Annotated in this window: 26 protein-coding genes; 10 read left to right on the top strand and 16 right to left on the bottom strand. The window is 69.8% G+C overall.

Translation table 11 applies throughout. From position 1 onward, the window contains the following. Positions 1–45: 45 nt before the first annotated feature. The gene (locus ABZY89_RS16725; protein ID WP_355228946.1) at positions 46–1623 is read right to left on the bottom strand and encodes a GAF domain-containing protein; all 1578 of its coding nucleotides are present in this window, start codon (positions 1621–1623) and stop codon (positions 46–48) included. 203 nt (positions 1624–1826) lie between these two features. Between ABZY89_RS16725 and ABZY89_RS16730 the strand changes: the two genes are divergently transcribed. The 4 genes from ABZY89_RS16730 (at position 1827) to ABZY89_RS16745 (ending at position 4881) form a co-directional block, all read left to right on the top strand. Then, a complete protein-coding gene (locus ABZY89_RS16730; RefSeq protein WP_355228948.1) occupies positions 1827–2414 on the top strand; it encodes a hypothetical protein in 588 nt (195 codons plus the stop codon). Between the two features lie 137 nt (positions 2415–2551). After that, a complete protein-coding gene (locus tag ABZY89_RS16735; protein WP_355228950.1) occupies positions 2552–3526 on the top strand; it encodes a universal stress protein in 975 nt (324 codons plus the stop codon). Positions 3527–3540: 14 nt separating this feature from the next. After that, positions 3541–3957: a pyridoxamine 5'-phosphate oxidase family protein gene (locus ABZY89_RS16740; RefSeq protein WP_355228952.1), complete on the top strand. Its 417-nt coding sequence runs from the start codon at positions 3541–3543 to the stop codon at positions 3955–3957. A 36-nt stretch (positions 3958–3993) separates the two neighbouring features. Beyond that, on the top strand, positions 3994–4881 hold the full coding sequence (locus tag ABZY89_RS16745; RefSeq protein ID WP_355228954.1) for a universal stress protein: 888 nt from the start codon (positions 3994–3996) through the stop codon (positions 4879–4881). Here ABZY89_RS16745 and ABZY89_RS16750 read toward each other — a convergent pair. The 5 genes from ABZY89_RS16750 to ABZY89_RS16770 form a co-directional block, all read right to left on the bottom strand. Further along, positions 4839–6023: an FAD-dependent oxidoreductase gene (locus ABZY89_RS16750; RefSeq protein WP_355228956.1), complete on the bottom strand. Its 1185-nt coding sequence runs from the start codon at positions 6021–6023 to the stop codon at positions 4839–4841. The genes ABZY89_RS16745 and ABZY89_RS16750 overlap by 43 nt on opposite strands. A 29-nt stretch (positions 6024–6052) precedes the next feature. Next, complete coding sequence (locus ABZY89_RS16755; protein ID WP_350657827.1) at positions 6053–6247, bottom strand: ferredoxin; 195 nt, start codon at positions 6245–6247, stop codon at positions 6053–6055. After that, positions 6244–7656, bottom strand: coding sequence for a fatty acid desaturase (locus ABZY89_RS16760; RefSeq protein WP_355228958.1), 1413 nt, complete (start codon positions 7654–7656; stop codon positions 6244–6246). Before ABZY89_RS16760 ends, ABZY89_RS16755 begins: the two co-directional genes overlap by 4 nt. Before the next feature lie 86 nt (positions 7657–7742). Then, a complete protein-coding gene (locus tag ABZY89_RS16765; RefSeq protein ID WP_355228960.1) occupies positions 7743–8960 on the bottom strand; it encodes a helix-turn-helix domain-containing protein in 1218 nt (405 codons plus the stop codon). Positions 8961–9039: 79 nt separating this feature from the next. Then, positions 9040–9555 carry a GNAT family N-acetyltransferase gene (locus ABZY89_RS16770; protein ID WP_355228962.1) on the bottom strand — a complete coding sequence of 172 codons (516 nt, stop codon included), beginning with the start codon at positions 9553–9555 and terminating at the stop codon, positions 9040–9042. A 233-nt stretch (positions 9556–9788) separates the two neighbouring features. Between ABZY89_RS16770 and ABZY89_RS16775 the strand changes: the two genes are divergently transcribed. Further along, on the top strand, positions 9789–11471 hold the full coding sequence (locus ABZY89_RS16775; RefSeq protein ID WP_355228964.1) for an ABC-F family ATP-binding cassette domain-containing protein: 1683 nt from the start codon (positions 9789–9791) through the stop codon (positions 11469–11471). A gap of 20 nt (positions 11472–11491) precedes the next feature. Here ABZY89_RS16775 and ABZY89_RS16780 read toward each other — a convergent pair whose 3' ends face one another. Continuing rightward, positions 11492–12085 (bottom strand): TetR/AcrR family transcriptional regulator, encoded by a 594-nt coding sequence (locus ABZY89_RS16780; protein WP_355228965.1) that lies wholly within the window; start codon positions 12083–12085, stop codon positions 11492–11494. A gap of 61 nt (positions 12086–12146) precedes the next feature. Between ABZY89_RS16780 and ABZY89_RS16785 the strand changes: the two genes are divergently transcribed. Continuing rightward, positions 12147–13409 carry an oxygenase MpaB family protein gene (locus tag ABZY89_RS16785; protein ID WP_355228967.1) on the top strand — a complete coding sequence of 421 codons (1263 nt, stop codon included), beginning with the start codon at positions 12147–12149 and terminating at the stop codon, positions 13407–13409. 5 nt (positions 13410–13414) lie between these two features. On the opposite strand, the gene ABZY89_RS16790 is transcribed toward ABZY89_RS16785, so the two are convergent. From ABZY89_RS16790 to ABZY89_RS16805, 4 genes are read right to left on the bottom strand one after another with little or no spacing between them, the layout of a single operon-like run. Next, positions 13415–14056 carry a TetR/AcrR family transcriptional regulator gene (locus tag ABZY89_RS16790; RefSeq protein WP_355228969.1) on the bottom strand — a complete coding sequence of 214 codons (642 nt, stop codon included), beginning with the start codon at positions 14054–14056 and terminating at the stop codon, positions 13415–13417. After that, positions 14026–14496, bottom strand: coding sequence for a GNAT family N-acetyltransferase (locus ABZY89_RS16795; protein ID WP_355228970.1), 471 nt, complete (start codon positions 14494–14496; stop codon positions 14026–14028). Before ABZY89_RS16795 ends, ABZY89_RS16790 begins: the two co-directional genes overlap by 31 nt. Beyond that, positions 14493–14942, bottom strand: coding sequence for a hypothetical protein (locus ABZY89_RS16800; RefSeq protein WP_355228971.1), 450 nt, complete (start codon positions 14940–14942; stop codon positions 14493–14495). The genes ABZY89_RS16795 and ABZY89_RS16800 overlap by 4 nt, the downstream gene beginning before the upstream one ends. Beyond that, the gene (locus ABZY89_RS16805; RefSeq protein ID WP_355228973.1) at positions 14939–16357 is read right to left on the bottom strand and encodes an MFS transporter; all 1419 of its coding nucleotides are present in this window, start codon (positions 16355–16357) and stop codon (positions 14939–14941) included. Before ABZY89_RS16805 ends, ABZY89_RS16800 begins: the two co-directional genes overlap by 4 nt. Positions 16358–16515: 158 nt before the next feature. Here ABZY89_RS16805 and ABZY89_RS16810 point away from each other — a divergent pair, with 158 nt between their 5' ends. Next, on the top strand, positions 16516–16728 hold the full coding sequence (locus ABZY89_RS16810) for a dodecin (protein ID WP_350657846.1): 213 nt from the start codon (positions 16516–16518) through the stop codon (positions 16726–16728). Between the two features lie 24 nt (positions 16729–16752). Here the strand turns inward: ABZY89_RS16810 and ABZY89_RS16815 are convergent, their stop codons facing one another. Continuing rightward, on the bottom strand, positions 16753–17244 hold the full coding sequence (locus tag ABZY89_RS16815; RefSeq protein ID WP_355228974.1) for an Lrp/AsnC family transcriptional regulator: 492 nt from the start codon (positions 17242–17244) through the stop codon (positions 16753–16755). 114 nt (positions 17245–17358) lie between these two features. Here ABZY89_RS16815 and ABZY89_RS16820 point away from each other — a divergent pair, with 114 nt between their 5' ends. Next, positions 17359–18543 carry an aminotransferase class I/II-fold pyridoxal phosphate-dependent enzyme gene (locus ABZY89_RS16820; protein WP_355228976.1) on the top strand — a complete coding sequence of 395 codons (1185 nt, stop codon included), beginning with the start codon at positions 17359–17361 and terminating at the stop codon, positions 18541–18543. Positions 18544–18664: 121 nt separating this feature from the next. Next, positions 18665–19372, top strand: a complete 708-nt coding sequence (locus ABZY89_RS16825) for a hypothetical protein (protein ID WP_355228978.1) — start codon at positions 18665–18667, stop codon at positions 19370–19372. Positions 19373–19777: 405 nt separating this feature from the next. Here ABZY89_RS16825 and ABZY89_RS16830 read toward each other — a convergent pair whose 3' ends face one another. The 3 genes from ABZY89_RS16830 to ABZY89_RS16840 all read right to left on the bottom strand — a co-directional run bounded on the left by ABZY89_RS16830 (position 19778) and on the right by ABZY89_RS16840 (position 22104). Then, positions 19778–20071, bottom strand: coding sequence for a barstar family protein (locus ABZY89_RS16830; RefSeq protein WP_355228979.1), 294 nt, complete (start codon positions 20069–20071; stop codon positions 19778–19780). 156 nt (positions 20072–20227) lie between these two features. Further along, positions 20228–21232, bottom strand: coding sequence for a 5'-3' exonuclease H3TH domain-containing protein (locus ABZY89_RS16835; protein ID WP_355228981.1), 1005 nt, complete (start codon positions 21230–21232; stop codon positions 20228–20230). A 32-nt stretch (positions 21233–21264) separates the two neighbouring features. Continuing rightward, the gene (locus ABZY89_RS16840; RefSeq protein ID WP_355228983.1) at positions 21265–22104 is read right to left on the bottom strand and encodes a helix-turn-helix domain-containing protein; all 840 of its coding nucleotides are present in this window, start codon (positions 22102–22104) and stop codon (positions 21265–21267) included. Between the two features lie 77 nt (positions 22105–22181). Between ABZY89_RS16840 and ABZY89_RS16845 the strand changes: the two genes are divergently transcribed. After that, complete coding sequence (locus tag ABZY89_RS16845; RefSeq protein ID WP_355228985.1) at positions 22182–22985, top strand: alpha/beta hydrolase; 804 nt, start codon at positions 22182–22184, stop codon at positions 22983–22985. Between the two features lie 21 nt (positions 22986–23006). On the opposite strand, the gene zwf is transcribed toward ABZY89_RS16845, so the two are convergent. Further along, complete coding sequence (zwf, locus tag ABZY89_RS16850; protein ID WP_355228986.1) at positions 23007–24458, bottom strand: glucose-6-phosphate dehydrogenase; 1452 nt, start codon at positions 24456–24458, stop codon at positions 23007–23009. Positions 24459–24783 lie beyond the last annotated feature (325 nt).

The following is a 24783-nucleotide window of genomic DNA, read 5'->3' on the forward strand; positions in this document are numbered from 1 at the left end:
GACGCCCGGTGGGGGCTGGTCACGCACCAGCCTCCGCCGGGCAGTTCACCCGTCGAGCGGCGTACGCCAGTCCAGCTGGATCTCGCCGGGTTCGCGTTCGCCGATCGTAACCGTTCCGCCGAGTTCGATCGCGCGCTCCCGTATGTTGCGCAGCCAGCTCCCCGTCGTGCTGACGGCACCGCCGTCGTCGGTGACCTGGAGGCGCACCCACCGGCGGCCGTCCGCGTCGTTCTCGACGCCGACCTCGACGGAGGTTCGGGTGGCTTTCTCCTGCCGGGCGATGCTCGACAGGACCTGGCGGAGCACGGCGAGAAGCTCGTCGCTGATCGTCCGCGGCACGGGCGTGTCCAGGGGACCGGTGGTGCGGAGCTCGGGAGTGAAGCCGAGGGCGCCGGCGTACTCGGCGAGCAGCGCGTGCAACGAGTCGCGAATCCCCTCCGACACGTTCGGCTGGAGCTGGAAGACGGTGGAGCGAATGTCACGGATCGTGCTGTCGAGGTCGGCGATCGCCTGGTCGATGCGGTGCTGCACTCCGGGACCGGCCGCCTTCGCCCGGGTCCCTTGAAGGAGCAGACCGGTCGAGAACAGACGTTGGATCACCAGGTCGTGCAGGTCGCGGGCGATCCGGTCACGGTCGGTGGCAAGAGCACCCGCTTGGTGCTCGGCGACCGCCTGGACGCGGTCCAGCGCCACCGCCGCCTGGTCGGCGAACGAGGTGAGGAGATCGTGCTGGGACCGGGCGGTCCGGAGGTCGGGGACGACCGCGACGACTATCGCGGGGCCGTACAGATGGCCGCGTAGAGGCGCCAGCAGGACCACGGATCCGTCGGCCACCGTCAGGGGCGGCACGCGCTCACCCTTGGCGGCGGTCACGACCGCATCGCGGACCTCGATGCACGTGCTGAGGATCTCCGCGGCGGGGAGCCCGTCGGTGGCCAGCACCTCGGGGCCATCACTGCGCTGCCGAACCACACCGACGCCGTCGGCGCCGCAGGCCGGGCGAATGCAGCGGGCGATCAGCTCGACGGCACGCTCGGTCGTGGTGGGCATCTGGAGGGCGTTGTACATCTGCGATGAAGCGGCGAGCCAGGCGCGCTGCCGCTCGGCGGAGGCAAACACCCGCGCGTTCTCGATCACCGTGCCGGCCGCGGCGGCCAGCGCGGTGACCAGGACTTCGTCCTCGTCGGTGAAGGCCTGGCCGTTGGCCTTCTCCGTGAGATAGAGGTTGCCGTAGACGGTGCCATGGATCGTCACCGGAGTGCCCAGGAACGACGTCATCGGTGGATGGTGCGGCGGGAAGCCGTAGGAGGCCGGATGGTCCTGCAGTCGTTCGAGACGGAGCGGCCGCGGGTCCTTGATCAGCAGCCCGAGGATGCCGCGCCCGTGGGGGTTCGGTCCGATCCGGGACCGGGTGGGCTCGTCGATCCCGTGATGGACGAACTCCACGAGCGTACGGTCATCGCCGAGGACACCGAGTGCGCCGTAGTGGGCGTCGGTGATCGCGCAGGCAGAGCGCACGATCCGGTCGAGGACCCCGGGAAGATCCAGATCGGAGTTCATGACGTTGATGGCGTCGAGCACTGCCCGTGCAGCATCCGGCAGCCCCGTCTCCGGCGATGCCATGACGTTCACTCTAGACCGGCAGCGCCGGGACTTCTCGGTAAAGGACTGCAGAGCCCCAACCTCGGTGATTTCCGCGCTGACGGGCGGTTTCGTGGACCAAGGTCCCGCTCGGGGCGGACCCCGTTCCCTCGCCGCGACGGGTTCGACGGCGGTTGGCTGAGGGTGTCCGGCCAAGACCGGCCGGCGAGACCGTTGGAGGAATGATGACTTCAATCTCCACACCCGGCTCTGCGACAACGCTGCCCGGGCACTACCCGCTGCCCGCCGCGCGGATGCTGGCGACGCTGAGGATCGCCTTCGGGCTCACGTTCCTGTGGGCCTTCTTCGACAAGCTGCTCGCGCTGGGCTTCCATACCGGTGCGATCACCAACGAGGCCGGCACCCGCACCGGCATCGACTTCTTCGCCCAGGACGCAGCCTGGATCAACGGCGGCAGTCCCACCGAGGGCTACCTGTCCAACGTGCCCGAGAACAACTGGCTGCAGGGCATGTGGAACGACATGGCGGGTCAGCCGTGGGCCGACTGGCTGTTCATGATCGGGCTGCTCGGCGTGGGCCTCACGCTCACCTTCGGCATCGGAATGCGGGTCGGCGCCATCGCCGGCGCGACGATGTACGTCCTGATGTGGTTCTCCAGCTTCCCGCTGGATCAGAACCCGATCATCGATGATCACCTGCTCGGCGCGCTCACCCTCGGCGTCCTGACGATGACTTACTCCGGTGACACCTGGGGCTTCGGCAAGCAGTGGGCGCGGGTGCCGCTCGTCATGCACCACCCGTGGCTGCGATGACGAGCGTGACCCTCGGTCCTCGCGGTCACGCAGGCCGTCTCGCGGCCGAGGCGTGAGCCGTGATTGACGACCAAAGGCCCTTGCCTCGGGCCGAGGGTCCCTGTCGGGGGACCGCCCCGCGGACCCACGCTGGAGACATGGCTGAAGTGATCAAGGGGCGCAGAGACGTCATCCTGGCGGGAGTCGACGGCACCGAGGCCGGGCTCGCCGCCGCCCGCTACGGCGCCGCCGAGGCGGCTCAGGTCGGTGCCGTCCTGCACCTGGTCTACGTGGTCGACCCGTACGCCCCGCCGCTGCCGACCTGGCCGGTGGCGCCCACGGCCCCCGACTCCAGGATGGGCCAGCTCGGACGAGCGATCCTCGCGGAGGCGGAGGACGCAGTCACGGACAGCGGCGTGGTGGTGACGACGGACCTCCTGCTCGGCCTGCCGGCGACGGTGCTGGCCCAGGAGTCCGCCAAGGCACGCTTGGTCGTGCTGGGTGACCAGCCGCGCACGCTGCTCGACCGGATCATCACCTCCTCCATCCTCGCCCCGGTCGCGGCTCACGCGCCGGTGCCGATGGTCGCCGTCCCCGCCACCTGGGTTCCCGGAGACGAACCCCGCGAGATCGTCGTCGGGGTCCAGGACGCTGCCGGCTCCATCGCTCTCGTACGCCGCGGGCTGGAAGTGGCGGCCGAGCGCGGCGCGCCCCTGCGGCTGCTGCACGCCTGGCACACCTTCGGGGCCTTCCAGGACTATCTCACCGTCGGGAGCGAGGAGCAGGCCTGGATCGACCGGGCCGAGCGGGAGCTCACCGCCACCCTGGGCGCGGCCCGAGCGGCCTCGGGCCCGAAGGCGGCCGGAGTCGATGTCGGGGTCGACGTCGTGCACGCCCAGACGGCGTACGCCCTGGTGGAGGCGTCCCGCACCGCGGATCTGTTGATCCTCGGCCATGGCCGGAGCTTCCGCGGCTTCGGGCACCTGGGCGGGACTGCCCGGGCGGTGCTTCGCGAAAGCATCTGCCCGATCGAGATCGACCCGTCCGTGGCACCGGCATTCGAGGGGGATGCCGGAGCCACGGACGGGGTCACGTCAGTAGAGAGTCGGCCGGTCGGTGCCGGCCGTCAGTGACGAAGGAGAAGGCGATGTACCTGGCAGCACGATGGTTTCCCGGTCACCTGACCGAGCTCGACCGCGCCGAGTGCGTGGAGCTGCTCGAACGGAGCGAGGTCGGAAGAGTCGCCTTCGGAGACCCGGACGGGCCGCTGGTCATGCCGGTCAACCACGTCATGGTGGATGACCGGATCGTGTTTCGTACCGCGCCGCGCACGGCGATCGCGGACCACGTCGGCACCGGCCAGGTGTCGTATCAGATCGACGAGTTCGACTCCTACACCTCCTCGGGCTGGAGCGTGCTGGCACGCGGGTCCGCGGAGTTCGTCGACGGGGTCTGGCTGACGGAGCACGACCTCAGGCCGGAGCCATGGGCAGACGGCCGGCGAACGCTGTACGTGTGCATCACGCCGACCCAGATCACCGGCCGGCGCGTCGTGCCGGTCTGAATCGCACGGAACAGACGAGCAGACGGAAGAGTCGAGATGACGTACGCAGCAATCCCCGAGGGCGCGGTCCTGGTCGGGGTCGAGAACTGGCCGGCAGCGGCCGACAGCGTGTCCTGGGCGGTCGAGCAGGCCTACCGCGACGGACGTGACGTGGCACTGGTCCACGTGGTGTCCGCCACGACCGTGGACACGCCGCCCGGATTCCGGGCCGGAGCCCCCTCGGAGCCCGAGCAGGCGCACGGGTCCGTGGTGCTGGCGAGCGCCGAGCGCTACGCCCAGCGTCGCCTCGATGCGCTCTCCGGAGTCGCGGGGTACGCCGGTTACCGACGCCCGGAGGTGACCACATCGCAGCAGACCGGGTCCGCGATGCCCGCACTCGTCGCCGCGTCCGGCCATGCCTCGCTGCTGGTGCTCGGGTCGCGGGGCAAGGGACCGATCGGCAGCTGGATCCTCGGCTCGGTCAGCAGGTCCGTCGTCGAGGACTCGCGGTGCCCGGTCGTCGTATTGTGCCCGGGCGCCGGCGGCGTGGGCCGCGGCGTGCTCGTCGGCATCGACGGGACCAGCGACTCCATTCCGGCCCTGGAATTCGCCTTCGACCAGGCCGACCAGCGGAACCTGCCGGTGACGGTGCTGTACTGCTACCGCGCCGGCGACGCGAAGCGGCCCGACGACGACCGGGTGCTGGTCGCGGAGTGCGTGGCCGGACTCCGGGAGCGCTATCCGGACCTGCACCCGCACCTGCGGATCCAGGCCGGAAGCCTCGGGCATGCTCTCGCGGAGCAGGCCCAGACCATGCACATGGTCGTGGTCGGCGGCGGGGGAGCGGTGGCCCACCACCTCCTGGACCACGCGCACACCGTCGTCGTCACCGTCCCGACCACCTACTCCCGAGCAGGTACGACGCCTCCGGCCAATGCGGTGTGAGCCCGGGTCTCGGAGCGAGCCTGCGCCGCGAGGGTGCGGCGGAGCCGGGCGACCGGACCAGGGCTGTCGACGCCGACCGCGCCCACCTCGATGCCGCCTCGCCGGTAGACGATGAACCCGGGCTCGCGCTCCTCCTCGTCGGCCGCCGTGGTCTCGCCGACGGCCTGGATCCGGTGCCCGTGCCAGGTCGACCAGGCGAAGGGGACGGAGGCGAAGACCTCGGTGGCTCCGGCGGCGTTCGCGCCGGCGACCCGACCCTGCTCGCCCGCCGCGGTCCAGTGCTCGCTGCGCTCGCCGTCGACGCACGCCACGTCACCCGCGGCCCAGACCCCGGGCGCGCTGGTGGCGAGCCTGCGGTCGCAGAGAACTCCGCCGGTGCGGTTGTCCAGGGCGACGCCGCTGCCGGCGAGCCACGCCGTTGCCGGGCGGGCGCCGATGCCCAGGACCACGGCATCGGCGGCCACGGTCTCACCGGTGCTCAGCTCGACCTCGTGGACGCCGAGGTCCGAGCTGCGTACGCCAAAGACGGTGGTCCTGGTGAGCAGCCTGACGCCGGCGTCGGTGTGCAGCTGCATCAGGCGGGCGGCCGCAAGCGGGCCGACCGCGCGCTCCAGCGGTCGGCTGCTCGCCTCGACGACGGTGACGTCGATGCCGCGGGCTCGGGCCGCCGAGGCGATCTCGGAGCCGATGAACCCGGCCCCGACGATCACCACCCGGCGCGAGCGCGCCAGGGAGTGGCGTACGGCGAGCGCGTCGTCGTAGCGACGGAGCACCTGTACGCCGCGCACCCCGGACAGTCCCGGCAGAGTCGTCGCAGTGCTGCCGGTGGCGATCACGAGCGCGTCGTAGCCGAGGTCTCCGGCGCTGGTGGTCACCGTGCGGCGCTCGGTGTCGAGGCCGTGGACCCGCACCCCGGAGAGGTGGTGCACCCGCAGCTCATCGATCACCTCGCTCGACCGCAGCACCGGCACGCCGGGCTCCTCCTCGCTGGAGAGCGCCGCCTTCGACAGCGGCGGCCGGTCATAGGGCGGGTACGGCTCGTCGCCGACGATCGTGATCGGCCCGGACCAGCCGGCCTGACGTGCGCCCTCGACGGCGCGGAGCCCGGCCAGCCCGGCGCCGACGACCAGAAGTGATGGCATTCGTCTTCCTCCGACTCGATGGGTCGCGCTCAGCCGAGGAGGCGGAGCGCGGAGACCGGGCAGGAGTCGACGGCGGCCTTGACGTACCCGCGGTCCGGGTCGGGCACCTCGTCGGTCAGGACCTCGACGAGGCCGTCGTCGCCGATCTGGAAGTAGGTGTCGGCCTGGGCCTCGCACATCCCTATGCCCTCGCACACCGTCTTGTCCGCTTCGATCGTATTCACAGCGTTGACTCCTTCAGCGGGATGAAGTCGACCTTCTCGCGTACGCCGCAGTCCGGGCAGCACCAGTCGTCGGGGATGTCGCGCCAAGCGGTGCCGGCCGCGAAGCCCTCGAGCTCGTTGCCGGCGGCGACCTCGTAGACGTAGCCGCAACCGGGGCAGCGGCCGGCGGCGACCTCGTCGTCGAAGGTCTGCCGGGTCACGTCGGTCTTCACGGTCTCCTCGCTCGTCGGCTCTGCGGGCGGCGGGAACGCGGCGAGCAGTTTGTCGAGCTGGCCGGGGCGTACGTTGGCCAGCCGTACGTCGCCGTCGAAGTGCGCGACCACGCGCTTGTCCATCACCCTCCGCCACAGCGGCGGGACCAGGGCCAGCACGATCATCCCGGCATAGCCGGTCGGCAGCGCCGGCGACTCCCGGTAGTCACGCAGGGTCTGGTAGCGCCGGGTCGGGTTGGCGTGGTGGTCGCTGTGCCGCTGCAGGTGGTAGAGGAGCACGTTGGTGGCGATGTTGTTGGAGTTCCACGAGTGCATCGGCAGCACCCGCTCATAGCGCCCGGAGCTGGTCTTCTGGCGCAGCATCCCGTAGTGCTCCAGGTAGTTGACGACCTCCAGCAACGAGAAGCCGATGACGGCCTGGAGGACGAGGTAGGGCAGGATCCCGACGCCCAGCCAGAGCGTCATGGCGGTCCACAGGGCCGCGCTCATCAGCCAGGCGTTGAGGACGTCGTTGCCGAGGTGGAACGGGTGGGTGCCCTTGCGCCGGTAGCGCTTGGCCTCCAGCCCCCAGGCGCTCTTGAGCGACCCGAACACGGTGCGGAACCAGAACCCGTAGAGGCTCTCGCCCATCCGGGAGGAGGCCGGGTCCTCCGGTGTCGCGACGCGTACGTGGTGGCCGCGGTTGTGCTCGATGTAGAAGTGTCCGTAGAAACTCTGCGCGAGGGCGATCTTGGACAGCCAGCGCTCGTGGCTCTCCTTCTTGTGGCCGAGCTCGTGGGCGGTGTTGATGCCGATGCCGCCGATGAACCCGATGGTGAGGGCGAGGCCGATCTTGTGCGCCAACGGCCAGTCCTGGGTCGCGATCAGGTACATCGCGAAGGCGAACCCGGCGTACTGGATCGGCAGGAACGCGAAGGTGATGTAGCGGTAGTACCTGTCCTCCTCGAGCTCCTCGATGACGTCGTCGGGCGGGTTGGAGCGGTCCAGGCCGGCCGCGAAGTCGATGAGCGGGACGACGCCGAGGACGACGATCGGACCCGTCCACAGGAACACGCCCCACCCGGTCAGGACGTAGCCACCCACGGCGATGAAGGCGAAGGACGGGACCACGAGCCCGAGGAGCCACAGATAGCGCTTCCTGTCCCGCCACCTCTCGGTGGAGCCCCTGTCGACGATGCCGCTGGCGCCGAGTGTCATCTGCTGCCTCCTGTGAGTTCGGTTACGACCACTGTCAGAATGGACGTACGCGGCAGCAGAGTCTCTGGCTGATCAGGCCGAATCGATCATCGATAACTGTGCGTATTCACAGTCGCGGTGGCGAGGAAGGTGTCGTGGTAGTCGAGCGCCAGCAGCAGGTCGCCGGCCCGCTCGCGCAACGGGCGTCCGAGGAGCCGCTCGGCCTGAGCCACGCGGTAGCGGATGGTGTTCTTGTGGATGCCGAGCCGCTCGGCGAGCCGGTCCGCCGTCTCGGCCGAGGTGAGGACCTCGCGCACGGTCTCGCGGAGGCGGTCATGGGGCGGATCGGCCAGTCCGCGCAGCGTCGTTCGGGTGAACCGCTCGGCGGCCTCCGGGTCATGGGCGACGAGGACCAGGGCGGCCACGTCGTCGTAGGCGGTCACCGGTTCTCGTCGCCCTGGCGCCAGTGCGACCCGCTGAGCCGCCTGCGCGTCGAGATGCGCTGCGACGAAACCGTCGAGACCGCTTCCGCCGACGCCCATCGTCACCCGTACGGCAGTGGGATCGATCCCGACGTCGGTCATCGTGTCCGGTCGCTCGCCCAGCGCGAGCCAGGCCCACATCTCCCTTCCTCCCGGGCGCACCAGCGCAGACCGGGCAGGACCGGCCCGGCGGGTGACGGCCGTGAGCGCAGCCTCGAGCTGCTCGATGGAGTCGGCGGTGAGCGCGTGCGCGACCAGGGCGACGTGGCCGGGGATGTTGACCGGGTGGCCGGCCAGTGCGGCGGACAGCTCGGCGGGGGAGACGCTGCGGGTGTCCAGCGCCTGGGAGACCAACTCGAAGCGGCGCGCGTCCCCGCGCTGCTGGATCCGGGTCGTCTCGGCCTGGTGGATCAGCACCGACTGCTCGACCGAGGAGCCGAACCACGCGGTGGCCTTCGTCCAGAACCAGACCAGCAGGGCCTCGTGGTCGAGATCGCTGGGCGCCTGCCGGACGACCTGCACCGCGAAGTCCCAGCTCGCCTCCTGCGCCCGCTGGTAGACCTTGAGCAGCAACGGCAGACCGAGATGGCGGCGCGCTGCCTCGAGTGCGATGGCGTGTGCGGACGGGACCAGCTCGAACTCCGCGTCCGGCAGCGTGATCCGGTCGAGGAAGGCGTACCAGTGCTCTTCGACGGCCTTCAGGAGGAGGGGTCGGAGATCGGCCAGCTCGATCTCGCCGTCGGCCAGGATCGCGTCGGCGGTCGACGCGGCCCAGCGGGCCACCTCATCGGGCCGACGTTGCTCCTCGGCGAATGCCGCCAACCAGTCACTGATCTCGGTCATCGCACTCACCTCTCTCGCCGCGCCGGCTTCGCCGCAGTTTACAAACGCCGGCCGCGAGAGGGTGGCCCGGAGACGACGCTCAGATCTGCAGCCGGAGAATCGCGCCTGGCCAAGGTTCGGGCTGCCCGGTGTCGACCGTGAACCGCCGCTCCAGTGCGAACCCGAATCCTTCGTACGTCCGGATGAGCGCCTGGTCGTCACCGGCGTAGCAGTCGAGCCGCATCTGGGCGACACCTCGCTGCCGGGCGATCTCGACGGCGTCGTCGACCAGCGTCCGGCCGATGCCCGAACCGCTCCGGGCACGATCGGTGACGAGCAGCTGCAGGTAGAGCTCGGGGATCGGCGCGGGGTCGACGTACGGCAGTGGTTCGTCGGCCAGCACGCACACCCCGACGACCTGTCCGTCCGTCTCGGCGATGCGCGCGGTGCGCTCGGAGAGCATCGTCCGGATCTGCTCCACCCGAGCCTCGACGGACGAGAACGGCGCCTCACCCCACTGCCCGGTGCGGCCCTGCGAGGCGAGCCAGGCGACGGCGTCATCGAGGAGACTCATGGCTGCTGGGAGGTCGCTGACCGACCCGGTTCTGACGTGCATGGAACGAACGCTGGCACGGCCCCGATCGGCTGTCGAACGGTTTCGACGTGGTGCTCGTAAACCACTCGCGGGCGCCGAAGAGGGGCTGCTAGCGTACGTCTCGATGGGTACTCTGAAGCGATAGATCGGGACGCTGCGTCGAGTCTTCTCCGCAGTGGGTCCTGAGCGACCGCGCCGTCCAACCGGCGCGCTCGAGGTCCGTTATCCGACCCGTCGCCACGAGGAGTGTCCTCTTGTTCCCGTCTGCTTTCTCTTCTTCCACCGTACGCAGTCACCGCGTCTGTGAGCTGCGTTCGGCCACGGTCCGGTTCTCCGACCGGATCGTCCTCGATCGCGTCGACCTCGCCGTCGGCCCGACCGACCGGCTCGCCGTCATCGGAGACAACGGCGCCGGCAAGTCGACCCTGCTGGACCTGCTGGCGGGTGTGGTGACGCCGGTCGCCGGCGAGACCCGCGTCGTCATCCCCGGTGGCATCGCACACGCCGCCCAGGAGCCCCGGTTCCCGGCCGGGGCGACCGTGCGAGATGCCGTCGACCTCCTGCTGGCGGACCTGCGGGCGCTCGAGTCGCGCATCCAGAGTTGCGCTGAGCGCCTGTCGATCGCCGGCGACCAGGATCAGCCGGCGCTGCTCGAGGAGCTCGGCGAGCTGATCGACAGGTTCGAGGCTCGCGACGGCTATGGCGTCGACCGGCGTGTCGACGCCGCGCTCGACCAGCTCGGTCTGGGTGCTGTCGACCGCGAGCGCCTGGTCGAAGGGCTCTCCGGGGGCGAGCGCGCCCGGCTCGCTCTCGCCGTGGCACTGTCTGCCAACGCAGAGCTGCTCCTGCTCGACGAGCCGACCAACGACCTCGACGATGCGGCACTGGCCTGGCTCGAATCGCGGCTGGACGAACACCGCGGAGCCATCGTGGTGGTCACCCACGACCGGGCCTTCCTCGAGCGGAACGCCTGCGACATCGTCCAGGTACGTGACGGCGGCCTGCGCCGCTACGGCAACGGCTACACCGGCTTCCTCGTGGCGCGCGCGACCGAGCGACGCCGCCAGGCGGAGCGGCATGAGGAGTGGAAGGCCGACCTGGCCCGCAACGAGGCACTCGTCGCTGCGAACGCGTTCCGGCTCTCCGCGATCCCGCGCAAGCTCGAGCTCGACGGGTTCGGTCACGGCGCCTTCCGGGCGCGCAGCCGCGACCACGGCGCGATGGGCCGGATACGGATGGCCAAGGAGCGCGTCGCCCGGCTCCGGGCCGATCCTGTCGCGCCGCCACCTGAGCCGCTCCGGTTCGCCGCCGGTCTCGGGTCCGACGCGGCGCCGGCCGACGGGCCCTATGTCACTCTTCACGACGTACGTCGTGAGGGCGGTGCCCAGCTGCGGGTGGCCGCGTGGTCCCTGAGGGCCGGGGAGCGGTGGCTGGTCACCGGACCGAACGGGGCCGGCAAGACGACGCTCCTACGGCTGTTGGCCGGCGAGCTCGACCCGGACTCGGGGACCATCGAGCGTGCCCCGGGAGTGCGGTTCTCCTGGCCCCGTCAGGACGTCGCGCCGCCACCACCCGGCTCGGTCGCCGGCGTGTTCGCGCGCACCGTGGGGATCCACCTCGAAGACGCCATCGAGCGCCTGCGGCGGTTCGGGCTGCTGCGCGAAGAGGAGTTGGGCCGCCCGGTGCGGGCTCTCTCCGTCGGGCAGCGTCGCCGCCTCGACCTCGCGATCGCACTGGCAGACCCTGGTGACGTACTTCTTCTGGACGAGCCGACCAACCACCTCGACCCCGAGCTCGTCGAGCAGCTCGAGGACGCCCTCGACGCCCATCCCGGTGCCGTCGTCACCGTCACCCACGACCGCCATTGGATCCACCACGCCTCCGGCGCGCGGCGCGTACGTGTGCGCGGCGGTGGTCGGGCGGAAGTCGTCGGCTGAGGTGCTCTAGGAACGAGGCATCAGGCCCGCGCCAGGTAGCCCGCGGTGAGCGCGACCATCTCATCGAGCACGGCCTCGCGTGGGTAGGGCGGTCGGTCGAGCACCCAGCGCAGCGCGATGTTCTCCATCGCCACCACCAGCACCCAAGCGGTGATCTGCGGGTCGGGGCGGGTCAACCCGACCGATCCGGCCCGCAGATAGGCGGCGGTGAGGTCGCGTACGCGGTTGACGAGCGCCGCGTGGCGATCGCGGTTGCGGGAGGCGGGGAGCTCTTCGGTCAGGACACGCAGGAGAGCCGGATCCTGCTCCAGCCCGGCGAGGAGTGCGTCGGCGACCGACCGGATCGCCGGTGTGCCGGCGGTGCTCGCCTGCAGCGCCAGCGCCGAGGCGGTGCGCTCGGAGACGTCGTCCCAGTAGCGGCTGATCACGATGTCGAGGATGGCGGACTTGTCGGAGAAGTACTGGTAGAGCGAACCGGGGCTGATGCCGGCGGCGACCGCGACGCGGTTGGTCGAGAAGGTCTCGTAGCCGTCGTCGACCAGTACCTGGCGTCCGGCCTCCAGGATGCGCTCGACCGTCGCCCTCGAGCGGGCCTGGGTCGGTGTCTTGCGCATGCCCCTACGTTAGGCAGAACGCGAATTGAAAGCGAGCTCTGGCTCGCATCACGCTGGAGGTATGACCACACTCGCGCAGCAGGGCACCCAACCCACCGGATTCCCGACACGTTTTCGCGAAGGCGAGGCGCGCAGCCGCCGTCTCGGCCGGCCGTTGCGCCTCCTGGGCCGTATCGACGAGGTCGACGAGGACCTGATGGAGCGGATCGGGCGGGCGTTCGGCGAGCGGGACGAGGCCGGCGCGCGGCTCGCGGAGGCGATCCGGATGCGAGCCGGGACGCCGGGCAAGGTCACGATGACCCAGCTGCGTACGGCCCTGGAGCAGGGTGTCGCGGCGGTGGAGTCCCCGCCTCCGGTGCTCGCCGACTTCTTCGCGCAGGTCGAGGCCACCCCGGACTGGGTCGACTGGGACCTCGTCGACGAGGGCAGCCGCGTGTTCACGCGGCTCGGCCAGAATGCGGCCGACGTGCTCCTGCAGCTCTCGCTCATCAGCGGCTACCGGTTCGGCGGCCCGCCGGACCTGCTCGTGGCCACCGGCGGCCTCACCGGCAGCACCACCAGGCGGCGCCTGGCCGAGACCCAGCACTGGGCGGTGAGCCTGCGTACGCCTGGTGCGCTGCGGCCTCCGTCGCCGGGAGCGGCCTCAGGTGAGGCGTGGCGGCTCACGGTCCACGTACGGGCCATGCATGCGCTGGTCAACGCCGGGTTCGAACCCAGGTGGGACACCGTCAGGTGGGGGCTGCCGATCAACCAGGCCGACCAGGCGGCGACGCTGGGCCTGTTCGACGGCGTACTCATCATCGGGTGCCGGGCGCTCGGAGTGCCGGTCTCCAGGCGGGACGCCCGGGCGCTGATGCATCTGTGGAAGTACGTCGGCTGGCTGATGGGCGTCGATGAGGACTTCCTCGTCGACGACGAGTGGGAGCGGCACCGGATCAACTACCACGTGCTGCTCTCGCAGGCGGAGATCTCCGAGGCCGGACCGCGGCTGGCGCAGGCGGCGGTCGAGGTCCAGCGCGATCGCAGCTACGCGGGCTGGCCGGGCCGCTTGCAGCGGGTGCGTGGCTGGTACGAGACCGAGCGGCTGCTCTCGATGCTGACCGTCTTCCTCGGGACCAGGTCGATGCGCGAGCTCGGCCTTCCGACGAGGCCGCCGTGGGCGCACGCCTACCTGCTGCCGCTGAACGTGCTCAGGTACCGGGTGCTCGGCCGGACCGCGAAGGGCCGGGATCGCCTGGAGCGGCGGGGTGAACGAAACGCGGACTCGCTGCTGGCCAGCTACTTCGGCCGTGAGCGCGCGGAGGTCGGTGATCTCCCGGAGTGACCGCGTCAGTCGCGGATGGCGCCGGGAGGGGTGAGGGCGGCCTGGACGGTGCCGTCGATCAGGGCGGCGGCGTCGGCCGCCTTGATCTCGCCTCGGTAGACGGCGCCGGAGGCGGCGTGGAGGACGCTCTGGAGCAGGGTCAGCTGCCACTCGAGCGGCTGGTCGTCGCGGAAGCTGCCGTCGCGGCGACCGCGATCCATGAGCGGCTTCCAGCGGTCGATCAGCCCGACGTGAACCGCCTGGAACTGCTCGTGGGGCATGCTCTGCTCGGCGGCGACGATCAGCGCGCCGTACTGCTGAGTCAGCCGCCACGACGCCTCGAGGAGCCTGCTGAGGGCGGCACACGGGTCACCGTCGAGGTCGACCGCGCCCAGTGCCTCGTCGGCTTGCTGGATCGCACGTTCGACGACCTGGGTCACCAGGGTCGCCCGGGACTCGAAGTGGCCGTAGAGCGTGACCCGCCCGACGCCCGCCGCCTTGGCGATGTCGGCGACGCTGACGTCGGGATCGCGGGCGAGGCAGGCGGTCGCCGCGTCCATGATCGACTCGATGTTCTTACGTGCGTCGGCGCGCTTGAGGGTCGTCACGGCCGGAACCTCCCACGAGATGTTGAGGATCAGGGTATCGGCTGCCTTGCGGCCGGCCACGCGCACATCACCTTGGCGCGGACCGTGGCGCCGAGGCGGCGGTAGAACCGGATCGCGGCGTCGTTGTCGGGCTGTACGCCCCAGGTGATCGTGAGGCCGCCGGCACGCTTCGCCAGCGCGGTCATCAGCCGCCTGCCGACACCGGCGTCGCGATGGCCGGGGCGGACGTAGAGGTCGTCGAGCGCGATGACGTCGCCGCCCGACCACAGGTGCAGGCGGCGTACGGCTGAGACGTAGCCGACCGGCTCTCGGTCGATCTCGGCGAGCAGCACGATGATGTCCGGGCTCTCGAGGTAGCCGGCCCACTGCGCGGCGGTCACGGTGACGGAGCCGGACTGGGCTTGGTGCGCGGCGATCTCGCCGATGAGCGTGCGGACGGTCTCGGCGTCCTCCGGGGTGGCTCGGCGTACGACGACGTCCGGGCGGGTGTCGGCGGTCATGCTGGTTCCTGGTCGGTCGCGGCGGGGGAGTGGTGGGCGTGGCTCCCGGAGTACTCAGCCGGGCGCGCGAGCATCGCGGCGAGCATGAAGAGCAGCATGAGTACGTGACCGAGCAGCATCAGGCCACCCGCGTCGATGACCCCGAGCCAGAGGAAGGGGAAGAGGACCAGGAAGCCGGCGTACATCGCCGCCGACATCTCGAGGATCGGCCTCGACGCGTGGCCGCGGAAGCGCATCCAGGCAGCCATCGGGATCACCATCGTGGTGGCCATGACCAGCGAGTCGACGTCGGCGCGGTGCACCCACGCACTGTCCGGCACTCCGCCGACGGCGAGCTGCCAGAGCGGGTAGAGCACCATCATCCCGACGACCATCGCGATGACCATCTGGAGGTAGTGGAGCGCGAACGAGAGCGCGCGGGGTCTGTTGCGGTGGGTCTTCGTCATGACTGGGTCTCCTGGTGGGTCTCGGTGGATGTGGGTCGACCGGGGATCAGTGCCCCGGCGAGGGCGGCGGCGAGCGCTGCGATCACGGCCGCGACCAGGTACGCCCTCTCGAAGCCGTCGGTGGTGCCGTCGACGAGGCTGGCCGCGGCGACGCCGGACATGACCGCGGCGCCGAGCGAGGCGCCGAGCTCGTGGAAGGTGCTCAGGATGCCGGAGGCCACGCCCGCGAGCTGCGGCTCGACCTGGCTCAGGGCGGTCGCGGCCGCGACCACGAAGAGGACGCCGAGCCCGGCTGAGCCGATGCTGACCGCGATCACGGTCGACAGCGTGCTCATGCTGATCGCGGGTACGACGAGCCCCGCGGCCGCGACGAGCAGCCCGGCGATCCCGAGGGTGCGAGCGCCGAGACGGCCGATGAATCGGCCGGCCAGCTGCGCGCCGACCATCGTCGCGGCGGCGACGGGGAGGAACAGCAGCCCGGTCGCGAGCGGCCCGTGTCCGGCGGCGCTCTGCAGGTAGAACGTCCCGAGGAAGAACACCGCCACCATCAGCCCGGTCGCGACGAACAGCACGAAGGTGCCGGACAGGACCGGTCGCCGCGTGACCAGCGCCGGGTCGATGAGCGGGTGGGGCGTACGTCGCAACCAGCCGGCCAGGACGGCGTACCCGACGATCCCGGCGACGACGAGCACGACGGTGCGGCTCGAGGCCCAGCCCTCGTCGCCGGCCTCGATGAAGCCGAGGATCAGCAGGCCCGTGGAGGCGGTGACGATCAGTGCGCCGACGAGGTCGAGACGTACGTCGCCTCCCCAGGCGGGCAGCGGCGGGAGCAGCCGGGCGAGGAGGATCGCCACGACGATGCCGACGGGCACGTTGATCAGGAACACCCACTCCCAACCCGGCCCGGCGGTCAGGGCGCCGCCGAGGAGTACGCCGATCGCTGCGCCTCCGGCCCCGAGCGCCGACCAGATCCCGAGCGCGCGGTTACGCTCCTCGCCGTCGAAGAGCCGGACGACGATCGAGAGGGCAGCGGGGGAGAGCATCGCCGCCCCGACTCCCTGAGCGACCCGCCCGCCGATCGCCAGCTCCGCGCTGGTGGCGAGGCCGGTGGCCAGCGAGGCCACGGTGAAGGTCGCGAGCCCCGCGAGCACCACCGGCTTCGGGCCGAACAGGTCGGCAGCCCGTCCGCCGAGCAGCATCAACCCGCCGAAGGTGAGGGTGTACGCACTGACCACCCAGGTCAGCGCATCGCGCCCGAGCCCGAGATCGGCGCCCATGTGCGGTAGCGCGATCGCCACCACGGTGACGTCGAGGATCAGCATGAACTGCGCCAACCCCAGCAGCCCGAGCAGCCGCCATCGGCGCGGGTCGGCGGTCTGGTCGACGGCTTCGCCGGCGTTGCTGTCTGAAGTCATGGCGCGTCTCCTGGGGCACAAGTCGAACATTGATGTACGAGATACTAACTCGAACATCGGTGTTCAACAACGGAGTTTCTCGAGACGTCACCCCTTGCACGGTCCCGACGTCGCGCCCAAGGTGGGTTACAGCGACCATCGAGAGAAGGGGCAGGACCATGTCTTCACACACCTACCGCGTCACCGAGATCGTCGGGACCTCAGACGAAGGACTCGAGCAGGCGATCCGAAACGGCGTCGGCCGAGCAAGCAAGACGCTGCGTCACCTGGACTGGTTCGAGGTCACGCAGATCCGCGGACACGTCGACGACGACGACATCCAGCACTTCCAGGTCGGGCTGAAGGTCGGCTTCCGGATGGAGGACGAGTGACGGCGCCGCGTCGCTGAACGGGGGCTACGCGGGGTCGCGAGGAAGTACGCCCGGCCCCTCGCGCAGCTCGAACACGAGCTGCGTCTCGGTCTGCCGTACGACCCGGTGGACGGTCACGTGCTGCAGCACGAAGTCGCGTAGCGCCTCGGCATCCTCGACGGCGACGTGGAGGTGGAAGTCGTCCGCGCCGGCGACGTGGAAGGCCTGGATCACGCCGGGGGTCGTGGCCAGATCGTCGTAGAGCTTCTCGACGTGCTCCTTGCTGTGGCTGCCGAGCCGCACCTTGATCACGGCCTGCAGCGGGTAGCCGAGGGAACGGACGTCGACGTCGAGGCGGCGGCCGGTGATGACGCCGCTGTCGCGCAGGGCCCGCAACCGGTAGGCGCAGGTCGACTCGGCGAGGCCGAGGCGCGATGCGAGGGCCTTGTTGGTGAGCTCGGGGTTGGTGGCGAGCTCGCTCAGGATGCGGCGATCGACGGAGTCGAGGGCGGCTGCGGATGGTTGTACTTTCGCCAACGGGGCTCACCTGGATCACTGGTCGAGTTGCTCGAAGACGTCAGTATCAAGGACTTGATGGGATCTTCGGCAATCGATATGGCTTGATCTTGTGGTTCTCGCGAGCATCGGGTCATGCCGATTGCGAACCCTCACCTCGACTCGATCGCCGTCCACGCCGGACGGGAGGACCTGGCGATGTTCGGTGTCCACGCCCTCCCGATCGACCTGTCCTCGACCAATCCGCTCCCCGACATCGAGCGCGGCGGCGCGTCGTACGAGGCCATGGCGACCGGCGGTCATCCGCTCCCGGACGGCGGGTCCGTCTACCAGCGGCTGTGGAACCCGACCGTCGCGCGGTTCGAGTCGGCGCTGGCACAGCTCGAGCAGGCCGAGACGTCGGTCGCGTACGCCTCGGGGATGGCGGCCATGACGGCAGCGATCATCGCGAGCACCTCCTTCAGCGGCGAACGGCACGTCGTCGCCGTCCGCCCGCTGTACGGCGGCACCGACCATCTGCTCGCCTCCGGCCTGCTCGGCGTGGAGGTGACCTTCTGTGCGGAGCACGAGGTCGCCGCCTCAGTCCGGTCGGACACGGCGCTGGTCCTCTTGGAGACCCCGGCGAATCCGACCCTCGACCTCGTCGACATCGCGTCGGTCGTCGCGGCCGCCGGTGACGTACCGGTGCTCGTGGACAACACCTTCGCCACCCCGGTCCTGCAGAACCCGCTCACCCTGGGCGCGGCGATGTCGCTGCACAGCGCCACCAAGTACATCGGCGGCCACGGCGACGTCGTCGGTGGCGTGATCGCGTGCGACGAGGAGACCGCTTCGGCTCTGCGTCAGGTCCGCGCGGTCACCGGCGGCCTCCTGCACCCGCTCGGCGCCTACCTCCTGCACCGCGGCCTCGCCACCCTGCCCACCCGCGTACGGACCCAGCAGGCCGGCGCGGTCGAGATCGCCGCGTGGCTGCAAGCGCATCCGGCACTGGAGCGGGTCTACTTCCCCGGGGAGGACGATGATCGGGGCCTGGTCGGCAAGCAGATGCGCGGCCCCGGTGCCATGGTCACGATCGCGCTGCGCGGCGGGTACGAAGCAGCCGCCCGCGTGACCTCATCGGTCCAGCTCTTCACCCACGCGGTCTCGCTCGGCGGCGTCGACTCGCTCATCCAGCACCCCGCCGGCCTCACCCACCGCCCGGTCGCCGCCCATGCCAAGCCCTCCGCGAACCTCGTACGCCTCTCGATCGGCCTCGAGAGCCCGGAGGACCTGATGACCGACCTCGACCAGGCCCTCTCGAGTACGTCCGAGTTCGCCTGAACAAGCTCGGACGGCCGCGGTCTTCGTGTGCCGAATACTCGGTACCTCGCCCCGTGGCTTCACGCCACCGATTGGCCAGGGGGGAGCGTCGACGTCACTTCTACAGCCCAGGGGAGACGCGATGACGCAGAACGCGAACGGGGATACAGAGGCTCCGACCGTGCTCCAAGAGCCAGCACCGGTGCAAGAGAGCCCCGACGTGCAGAACCCGGCGCCGGTCGGCAGGTGGCCGTGGCAGATCTCGGCGGCCATCGCGGCCGTTGCTCTGATCGCTTTGCTTGTGGTCCTGGCGTACGGCTGGGTCTACATCGTCCAGCACAACGAAGCGCAGGAGCGGGCAGACTGGGAGCAGCTGCTCGGCATCATCGACCGGGTCCAGAACATCGCGCTGTTCGTGCTCGGCGCACTCCTCGGCGTGTCAGTCACGGGCGCCGCGGCGAAGGGTGCGGCCACCGTTGCCGACCAGAACAAGAAGGAAGCCGAGAGGCAGCACGGCGCGGCCATGCAGAACATGCAGGCGGCGGAGAACAACATGAAGGTCGCCGAGGTCGCCGTACGTGACACTCGCGCCGCCGCGTCGGAGCTCGCCTCGCAGATCGCCCAGGTGAAGGCCAGCTCCGCTCAGGACCTCCTCGACCGAATCGGCGAGAACCTCCAGGTCCTCGACCTTGCCCAGACCAACTCGGCCGACCCGCTGAGCGATCTCGGTCTGAACGGGGCCAGCCGATACGTGGTGCTTCCGGAGTCGACCCTTGAAGCCGTGGGTGGCGCACCCGACACGCGCGACGCCGAGAGGTTGGTCGCTGAGCTCCAAGACCGGTGGGCGTGAGCACGCGTTTCCGCCCCAGGCACACTGACGGGCGTCACGACCTTGAGTCGGGCCACTCCTTCGGCAGTTCGTCAACGGTTGCCCAACGCGTGGTGCCCGGTTTCACGTGGACATCACCGTGCACTGTCCACTCTGGCGCAGATGGAACAACCGGCTCCTGCGAAACGATGGCGTCAGGTTCGAGCCATACTTCGCCACCGGCGTCGCACATGAGGACCAAGGTGCCGGACTCCGTAATGACTGGGCGGACGATACCTTGATCATCCGACGGGCATTCTTCGAACCACATGAGTGTCTTCCTTAACGGATCCCTTGACCCGTCGCAACCGCGGGACGATTGGCGCTTCGCCGCGGCCGGAAGAGAGCGACAGGTCGACGACGTCGGGGCTGAGATCAGCTCAGTGACTATTGGAGTTCGTACTCGAAGCGGTCGTCCCAGCCGAAGGTCAGATCTTGCTCGCGTGCTTCTTCAAGGATCGCGATGATCCGTTCGTAGGTGTCCACGCCCAAGGTAAAGCGACTCTGATCAGAGTTATGCCAGATGAGGCGAACTGGACGAGGCACATCGGTCAACAGGCGGTCACGAAACGCTGCGAGGTTTCGTCCGTAGCATGGCCCGAGGTCCATCTTGTCCTCTAGGCAACGGTGGAAATCCGCCTCGGAGCGAATGTCTGCGCCGTCGATGGCAACCTCAGCCATGCGTACCCTGCCTACTTCCAGTTGGGGAGCTGATAAAGCCTGCCGTAGTGATCGGGAGTCACGTAGGCCAGTCCGGTACTCGGCTCCGCTACTACCCGAACCCAGATTTCCAAACCACCCGATCAGTGAAATTTCGACGGCGTACGCCTGATCGGTCTAAGAGACCGTCGAAGCAGGATTCGTGCTCAGCACTCGTTGTGCCACCGCGGTGGTCGCCTCGACACCGAGGAAGCCGACGACGCGGGAGACCCGATCCAGGTCGAGGGGGAGGAGGCCGGGGGTGCCGGGGACGTCCGGGGTGAGGCGGAGGTCGAGGTCGTCGCGGCAGGTCATCATCCGCAGGTTGAAGTCGTAGCGCGCCCGGGCGTCGGGCGCGGAGAGCGCGCGGACGACGCGCGCGCCGATGCGGCGTACGCCGGTGTCGGCGGCCCACGCGTCGAGGATCGCGGTGACCTTCTGGCCGTCGTTGTGGTCGATGTCGGACCAGACGCCTTCCATCGGGCCGACCTGGTCGAGGAGGGCGGCGGCGGTCTTCTCGCCGATGCCACTCACGCCGGGCAGGTTGTCGCTGGCGTCACCACGCAGGGCGGCGTACTCCAGATAGCGAGCGGCTGGCACGCCGTACATCGCATACAACCGGGCGGGGTTGAGCAGGGGCGAGCCGTTGATCCCGCCGTTGATCAGCCGCAGGACCTGGGTGTGCTCACTGATCAGCGCGAAGGCGTCGCGGTCGGAGGTGATCACGACGCAGTTCCAGCCGTTGCGGCCCGCCCACGCCGCCCCGGAGGCGTTGACGTCGTCGGCCTCGAGGCCCGGGGGAGTGAGGGTCGCGAGCCCGAGGGCGTCGAGCATCGCGCCGGCCCTACCGAGCTGCTCGACGAGCATGGGGTCCTTCTCGGCGCGCCCGGCCTTGTAGTCGGGATAGGCGTCGCGGCGTACGGACGAGGTGCGGTCGTCGAGGCCGAAGAGCACCGCGTCCGGAGCGAAGGCGTCGATCGAGTCGAGGATCTGCCGCAGCATGCCGTGCAGCGCCCACGCGGGCCGGCCGGCACGGTCGATCATCCGGGTGTGCGCCCGGGCGTGATGGTTGCGGTGCAGCAGCGACGGGGCGTCGACGACGAGCAGGAGGCGGCGGGGGCTCGGCGAGCTGTTCATCGACATCGCGTCCATCGTAGGCGCGGCACGTCCGATGGCTACCTCTGACGGCCTTGCGGCATGAATGACGGCCAGGCGGCATGGTCGATGGCGAGCCAGGGCGCGGTCGCGACGCCGAGAGGCGTCGTATCCACGATCGAGCGCACCTCGCGATTGAGATGAGGCTGATCGGAGTAGCCCGCCTGAGCTGCAGCCTCAGCGGGCGCAGTGCCGTCGGCGAGAAGTCGGGCGGCGTGGTCGAAGCGTACGAGCCGGGCGGCCTGCTTGGGTGAGAGGCCGAGCTGGGTCCGGAAGCGGGACCAGAGCCGCTGCCGGGACCATCCGGTTTCCGCGGCCAGCGAGTGGATGTTGGACCGGCCCTGTCGAAGGGAGGTCTGCTGCCAGGCGTACTCGACCTCGCGGTCGACCTTCCGACGGCCGTCGAGACGATCGCCGAGAAAGTCGAGCGTCAAAGCGAACCGTTCGTCCCATGAGGTGGTGCTTCGAAGGTCGGAGCTGAGTTTTCTCGCCTTCGGTCCGAGGACGTCATCGAGTTCGGCGAAGGTGCCGGTGAGGCCGGCGGTGTCGAGGATCTCGGCGGCGAGAACCGGCGAGAGGCGCACCTGAAGGCACGCACCGGCACCAGAGCCGGTGAGGCTCACGGTGCCGGGCAGAAGCCCGATCGCGACGCTGCCACGTGTGCGCGTGCCTGCGTCGTCATGCACGGTCCAGCTCTGGTCGCCGAGATCGAAGAGCAGGGTGATCGCCGGGTGGGCAACCATCGTGATGTCGATGGGACGGGTGCCGTGGTAGTGGAAACCTGCCATGTGGACGCCCGGCACCGGCGCGACGCCGAGCGACCCGCGGGGGATGGTGACGTCCACCTGCGACCAGTCCATGACGCAAGGCTAGGGCGGCAGGCAAGCGCGACATTCGTCCAAGACGACATGCGGGTTTGCGCGAGATCGTCGGGAGCATGACTGCGTACGACACGCCCACTGTCCACGGTGTCCACCTGATTCAGGACGGGCCGGAGACAGCACAGCCCCTGCTGCTCATCCATGGCTCCGGTGCGACCGGTTCGACCTGGGAGCCGATGGTCCCTGCGCTCGCCGAGCGGTTCCGGGTGTTGCGGATCGACCTGCCGGGCTGCGGCAGGTCCAGCACGGCGGCGACGTACGCCGTCGCTGACCAGGCCGACCGTGTCGCTGCCGTGCTGGGCGACCTCGGTCTCACCAAGGATGTGGCGGTCGTGGGCCACTCCAGCGGCGGGTACGTCGCCACCGCCTTGGCCGAACGACACCCGGAGCTGGTCGGACCAATGGCGTTGATCAGCACCGGGCTGAGCATGGAGGCACTGCTTCCAGAGCCCGCGCTGGTCAAGCTGCTCACCGGGGCTGCGCTCGGTGCACTGGTGTGGCCGCTGCGTACCGACGCACTGCTCCGGAAGGGGATCGCCGCCACTGCCGCACGGCAGGTGACGATCGGTGACGAGGTCATCGATGACCTGAGGCGGACATCGTTCAAGACGTTCAGGGCGATCATGCAGGCGAACCGTGACTACCTTGTCGAGCAGAGCATCCCGCAGCGGCTCCTCCGGCTGGGGCGCCGGCCGCTCGTGGTCTTCGGAGACGCGGACCCGCGGTGGAACCCTGAGTCGGCCCATGAGTATGACGTCTTGCCGGGCGGACGCGTGGAGTACCTCGCCGGTGTCGGGCACATCGCGATGCTGGAATCGCCGGACGAGACGGCTCGGTTGCTGCTCGACTTCCTCGGCTGAACCTCGGTGCCGTACGCGGGCCTAGGTCGACTGCTTCGTCTGCTTCCTGCCCAGCCGCCAGCCGCCGACCGGCAGCTCGAGCGCCGACTCCGGGCCCCAGGATCCCTGCGGGTAGCTCTCCACGTCGGGCCGATGCTCGAGGACCGGCTGGCAGATCTCCCACAGCCGCTCCACCTCGCGCGCACTGGTGAACAGGGTCCGGTCGCCGTTCATGACGTCGAGGAGCAGCCGCTCGTACGCCTCCAGCGGCCCGGCGTCCGGGGTGTCCTCGGCGAGGTCGAGGCGGAAGACCCCCTCGACCAGCGCCATGCCGGGGCCGGGGCGCTTGGCCCGGACGTCGATCTCGATCCGGGCCTCGTCGCTGAGCTCGATCACCAGCTCGTTGGGCTCCGCGCGCCCAGGGTCCGCCGGCTGCAGCCACTGATGTCGCGGGTCGATGAACCGGATCGTGATCGTCCGCCGCCCGGCCGCGAGCGCCTTGCCGGTGCGAAGGTAGAACGGCACCCCGCGCCACCGGTCGTTGTCGATCCACGCCTCGATGGCGACGTACGTCTCCACGTCCGAGTCTTCGGCCACGTCGGGCTCTTCGCGATAGCCGTCGTACTGCCCGAAGACCACGCGCTCCGGATCCAGCGGCCGCACGGCCGCGAAGGCGGCGGCCTTCGCCGCGCGGATAGCGCCCTCGCGGAAGGCGTGCGGGTCCTCCATCGCCACGAACCCGAGCAGCTGGCACAGGTGGGTGGTGACCATGTCGCGCAGGCAGCCGGTGCCCTCGTAGAAGCTGCCGCGCCCGGTGACGGTGAGCTTCTCCGGTACGTCGATCTGCACCGACTCGATGCTGTGCCGGTTCCAGGCGGGCTCGAAGAGACCGTTGGCGAAGCGCAGCGCCAGCAGGTTCTGCACGGCCTCCTTGCCGATGAAGTGGTCGATCCGGAAGACCTGCACCTCCTCGAACGCCTCGCTGAGCACGGCATCGAGCTCGCGCGCCGAGGCAAGATCGGTGCCGAACGGCTTCTCCGCAACCAGCCGGCTGCGGACGTTCAGCCTCTCCCGGGCGAACATCCCGACCATCCCCTCCACGGCCTGCGGCGGCACGGAGAGATAGAGAAGGCGCTGTACGTCGCCGACCGTCTGCCCGCTCTCCAGCGCGAGCCGGTCCTCGGCCTCGTGCACCGCCTGGGCGAGCGCGGCGCCGTCCTCGGCGGAGGAGGGTACGAAGCGGATCCGCTCCAGCAGCGGCCCGGCGACGCTCTCGTCGATCTCGTGGACGAACTCCTTCAGCGCCTGGCGAACCTGGTCACGGAACTCGTCGTCGGTTCCGGGCGAGCGCCGCCCGCTGCCGATGATCGCGAGCTGCTCGGGAAGCCGCTTCGCGAGCGCGAGCCGATACAGCCCGGGGAACAGCTTGCGAGCGGCCAGGTCACCGGTCGCGCCGAAGAGGACGAGTACGTGCGGAGCTGGTTTGGAGGACACATCCTTAGTCTCCGCCACTCGCGGTAATCGGTGCCAGGGACTCGCGCTACCAGGGTGCGTTCAGCGGCGAAGCCCATAGGGGGATCCAGGTAACCAGAGCGACATTTTACTATCGAGATGTTTAGAACTCGGCGTAGTGGGTAGAACCACCCTGACAAGCGGCGCCTCAGCGGGTGTCGTGCAATGAAATCGCGGGAAGGTAATGACCGATGAGTGACTTCGGGGCAACTTACGACGAGATGACCGGCACTGCCGACAAGCTCGACCAGGGCAAGGACACGATCGAGTCGGCGCTGGACGAGTGCCAGGGCTACGTGGACGAGCT

Source organism: Nocardioides sp. NPDC006303 (genome assembly GCF_040613175.1).
GTDB lineage: Bacteria > Actinomycetota > Actinomycetes > Propionibacteriales > Nocardioidaceae > Nocardioides.

Excerpts from the sequence above, each read along its gene's own strand:
- ABZY89_RS16730 (WP_355228948.1), top strand. The coding sequence starts at position 1,827 with ATGACTTCAATCTCCACACCCGGCTCTGCGACAACGCTGCCCGGGCAC.
- ABZY89_RS16760 (WP_355228958.1), bottom strand. The coding sequence starts at position 7,656 with ATGACACTCGGCGCCAGCGGCATCGTCGACAGGGGCTCCACCGAGAGG.
- ABZY89_RS16830 (WP_355228979.1), bottom strand. The coding sequence starts at position 20,071 with ATGGCTGAGGTTGCCATCGACGGCGCAGACATTCGCTCCGAGGCGGAT.
- ABZY89_RS16805 (WP_355228973.1), bottom strand. The coding sequence starts at position 16,357 with ATGACTTCAGACAGCAACGCCGGCGAAGCCGTCGACCAGACCGCCGAC.
- ABZY89_RS16770 (WP_355228962.1), bottom strand. The coding sequence starts at position 9,555 with ATGCACGTCAGAACCGGGTCGGTCAGCGACCTCCCAGCAGCCATGAGT.
- ABZY89_RS16785 (WP_355228967.1), top strand. The coding sequence starts at position 12,147 with ATGACCACACTCGCGCAGCAGGGCACCCAACCCACCGGATTCCCGACA.
- ABZY89_RS16840 (WP_355228983.1), bottom strand. The coding sequence starts at position 22,104 with ATGGACTGGTCGCAGGTGGACGTCACCATCCCCCGCGGGTCGCTCGGC.
- ABZY89_RS16835 (WP_355228981.1), bottom strand. The coding sequence starts at position 21,232 with ATGTCGATGAACAGCTCGCCGAGCCCCCGCCGCCTCCTGCTCGTCGTC.
- ABZY89_RS16745 (WP_355228954.1), top strand. The coding sequence starts at position 3,994 with ATGACGTACGCAGCAATCCCCGAGGGCGCGGTCCTGGTCGGGGTCGAG.
- ABZY89_RS16750 (WP_355228956.1), bottom strand. The coding sequence starts at position 6,023 with ATGCCATCACTTCTGGTCGTCGGCGCCGGGCTGGCCGGGCTCCGCGCC.
- ABZY89_RS16800 (WP_355228971.1), bottom strand. The coding sequence starts at position 14,942 with ATGACGAAGACCCACCGCAACAGACCCCGCGCGCTCTCGTTCGCGCTC.
- ABZY89_RS16820 (WP_355228976.1), top strand. The coding sequence starts at position 17,359 with ATGCCGATTGCGAACCCTCACCTCGACTCGATCGCCGTCCACGCCGGA.
- ABZY89_RS16845 (WP_355228985.1), top strand. The coding sequence starts at position 22,182 with ATGACTGCGTACGACACGCCCACTGTCCACGGTGTCCACCTGATTCAG.
- ABZY89_RS16735 (WP_355228950.1), top strand. The coding sequence starts at position 2,552 with ATGGCTGAAGTGATCAAGGGGCGCAGAGACGTCATCCTGGCGGGAGTC.
- ABZY89_RS16740 (WP_355228952.1), top strand. The coding sequence starts at position 3,541 with ATGTACCTGGCAGCACGATGGTTTCCCGGTCACCTGACCGAGCTCGAC.
- ABZY89_RS16780 (WP_355228965.1), bottom strand. The coding sequence starts at position 12,085 with ATGCGCAAGACACCGACCCAGGCCCGCTCGAGGGCGACGGTCGAGCGC.
- ABZY89_RS16795 (WP_355228970.1), bottom strand. The coding sequence starts at position 14,496 with ATGACCGCCGACACCCGCCCGGACGTCGTCGTACGCCGAGCCACCCCG.
- ABZY89_RS16810 (WP_350657846.1), top strand. The coding sequence starts at position 16,516 with ATGTCTTCACACACCTACCGCGTCACCGAGATCGTCGGGACCTCAGAC.
- ABZY89_RS16725 (WP_355228946.1), bottom strand. The coding sequence starts at position 1,623 with ATGGCATCGCCGGAGACGGGGCTGCCGGATGCTGCACGGGCAGTGCTC.
- ABZY89_RS16825 (WP_355228978.1), top strand. The coding sequence starts at position 18,665 with ATGACGCAGAACGCGAACGGGGATACAGAGGCTCCGACCGTGCTCCAA.
- ABZY89_RS16765 (WP_355228960.1), bottom strand. The coding sequence starts at position 8,960 with ATGACCGAGATCAGTGACTGGTTGGCGGCATTCGCCGAGGAGCAACGT.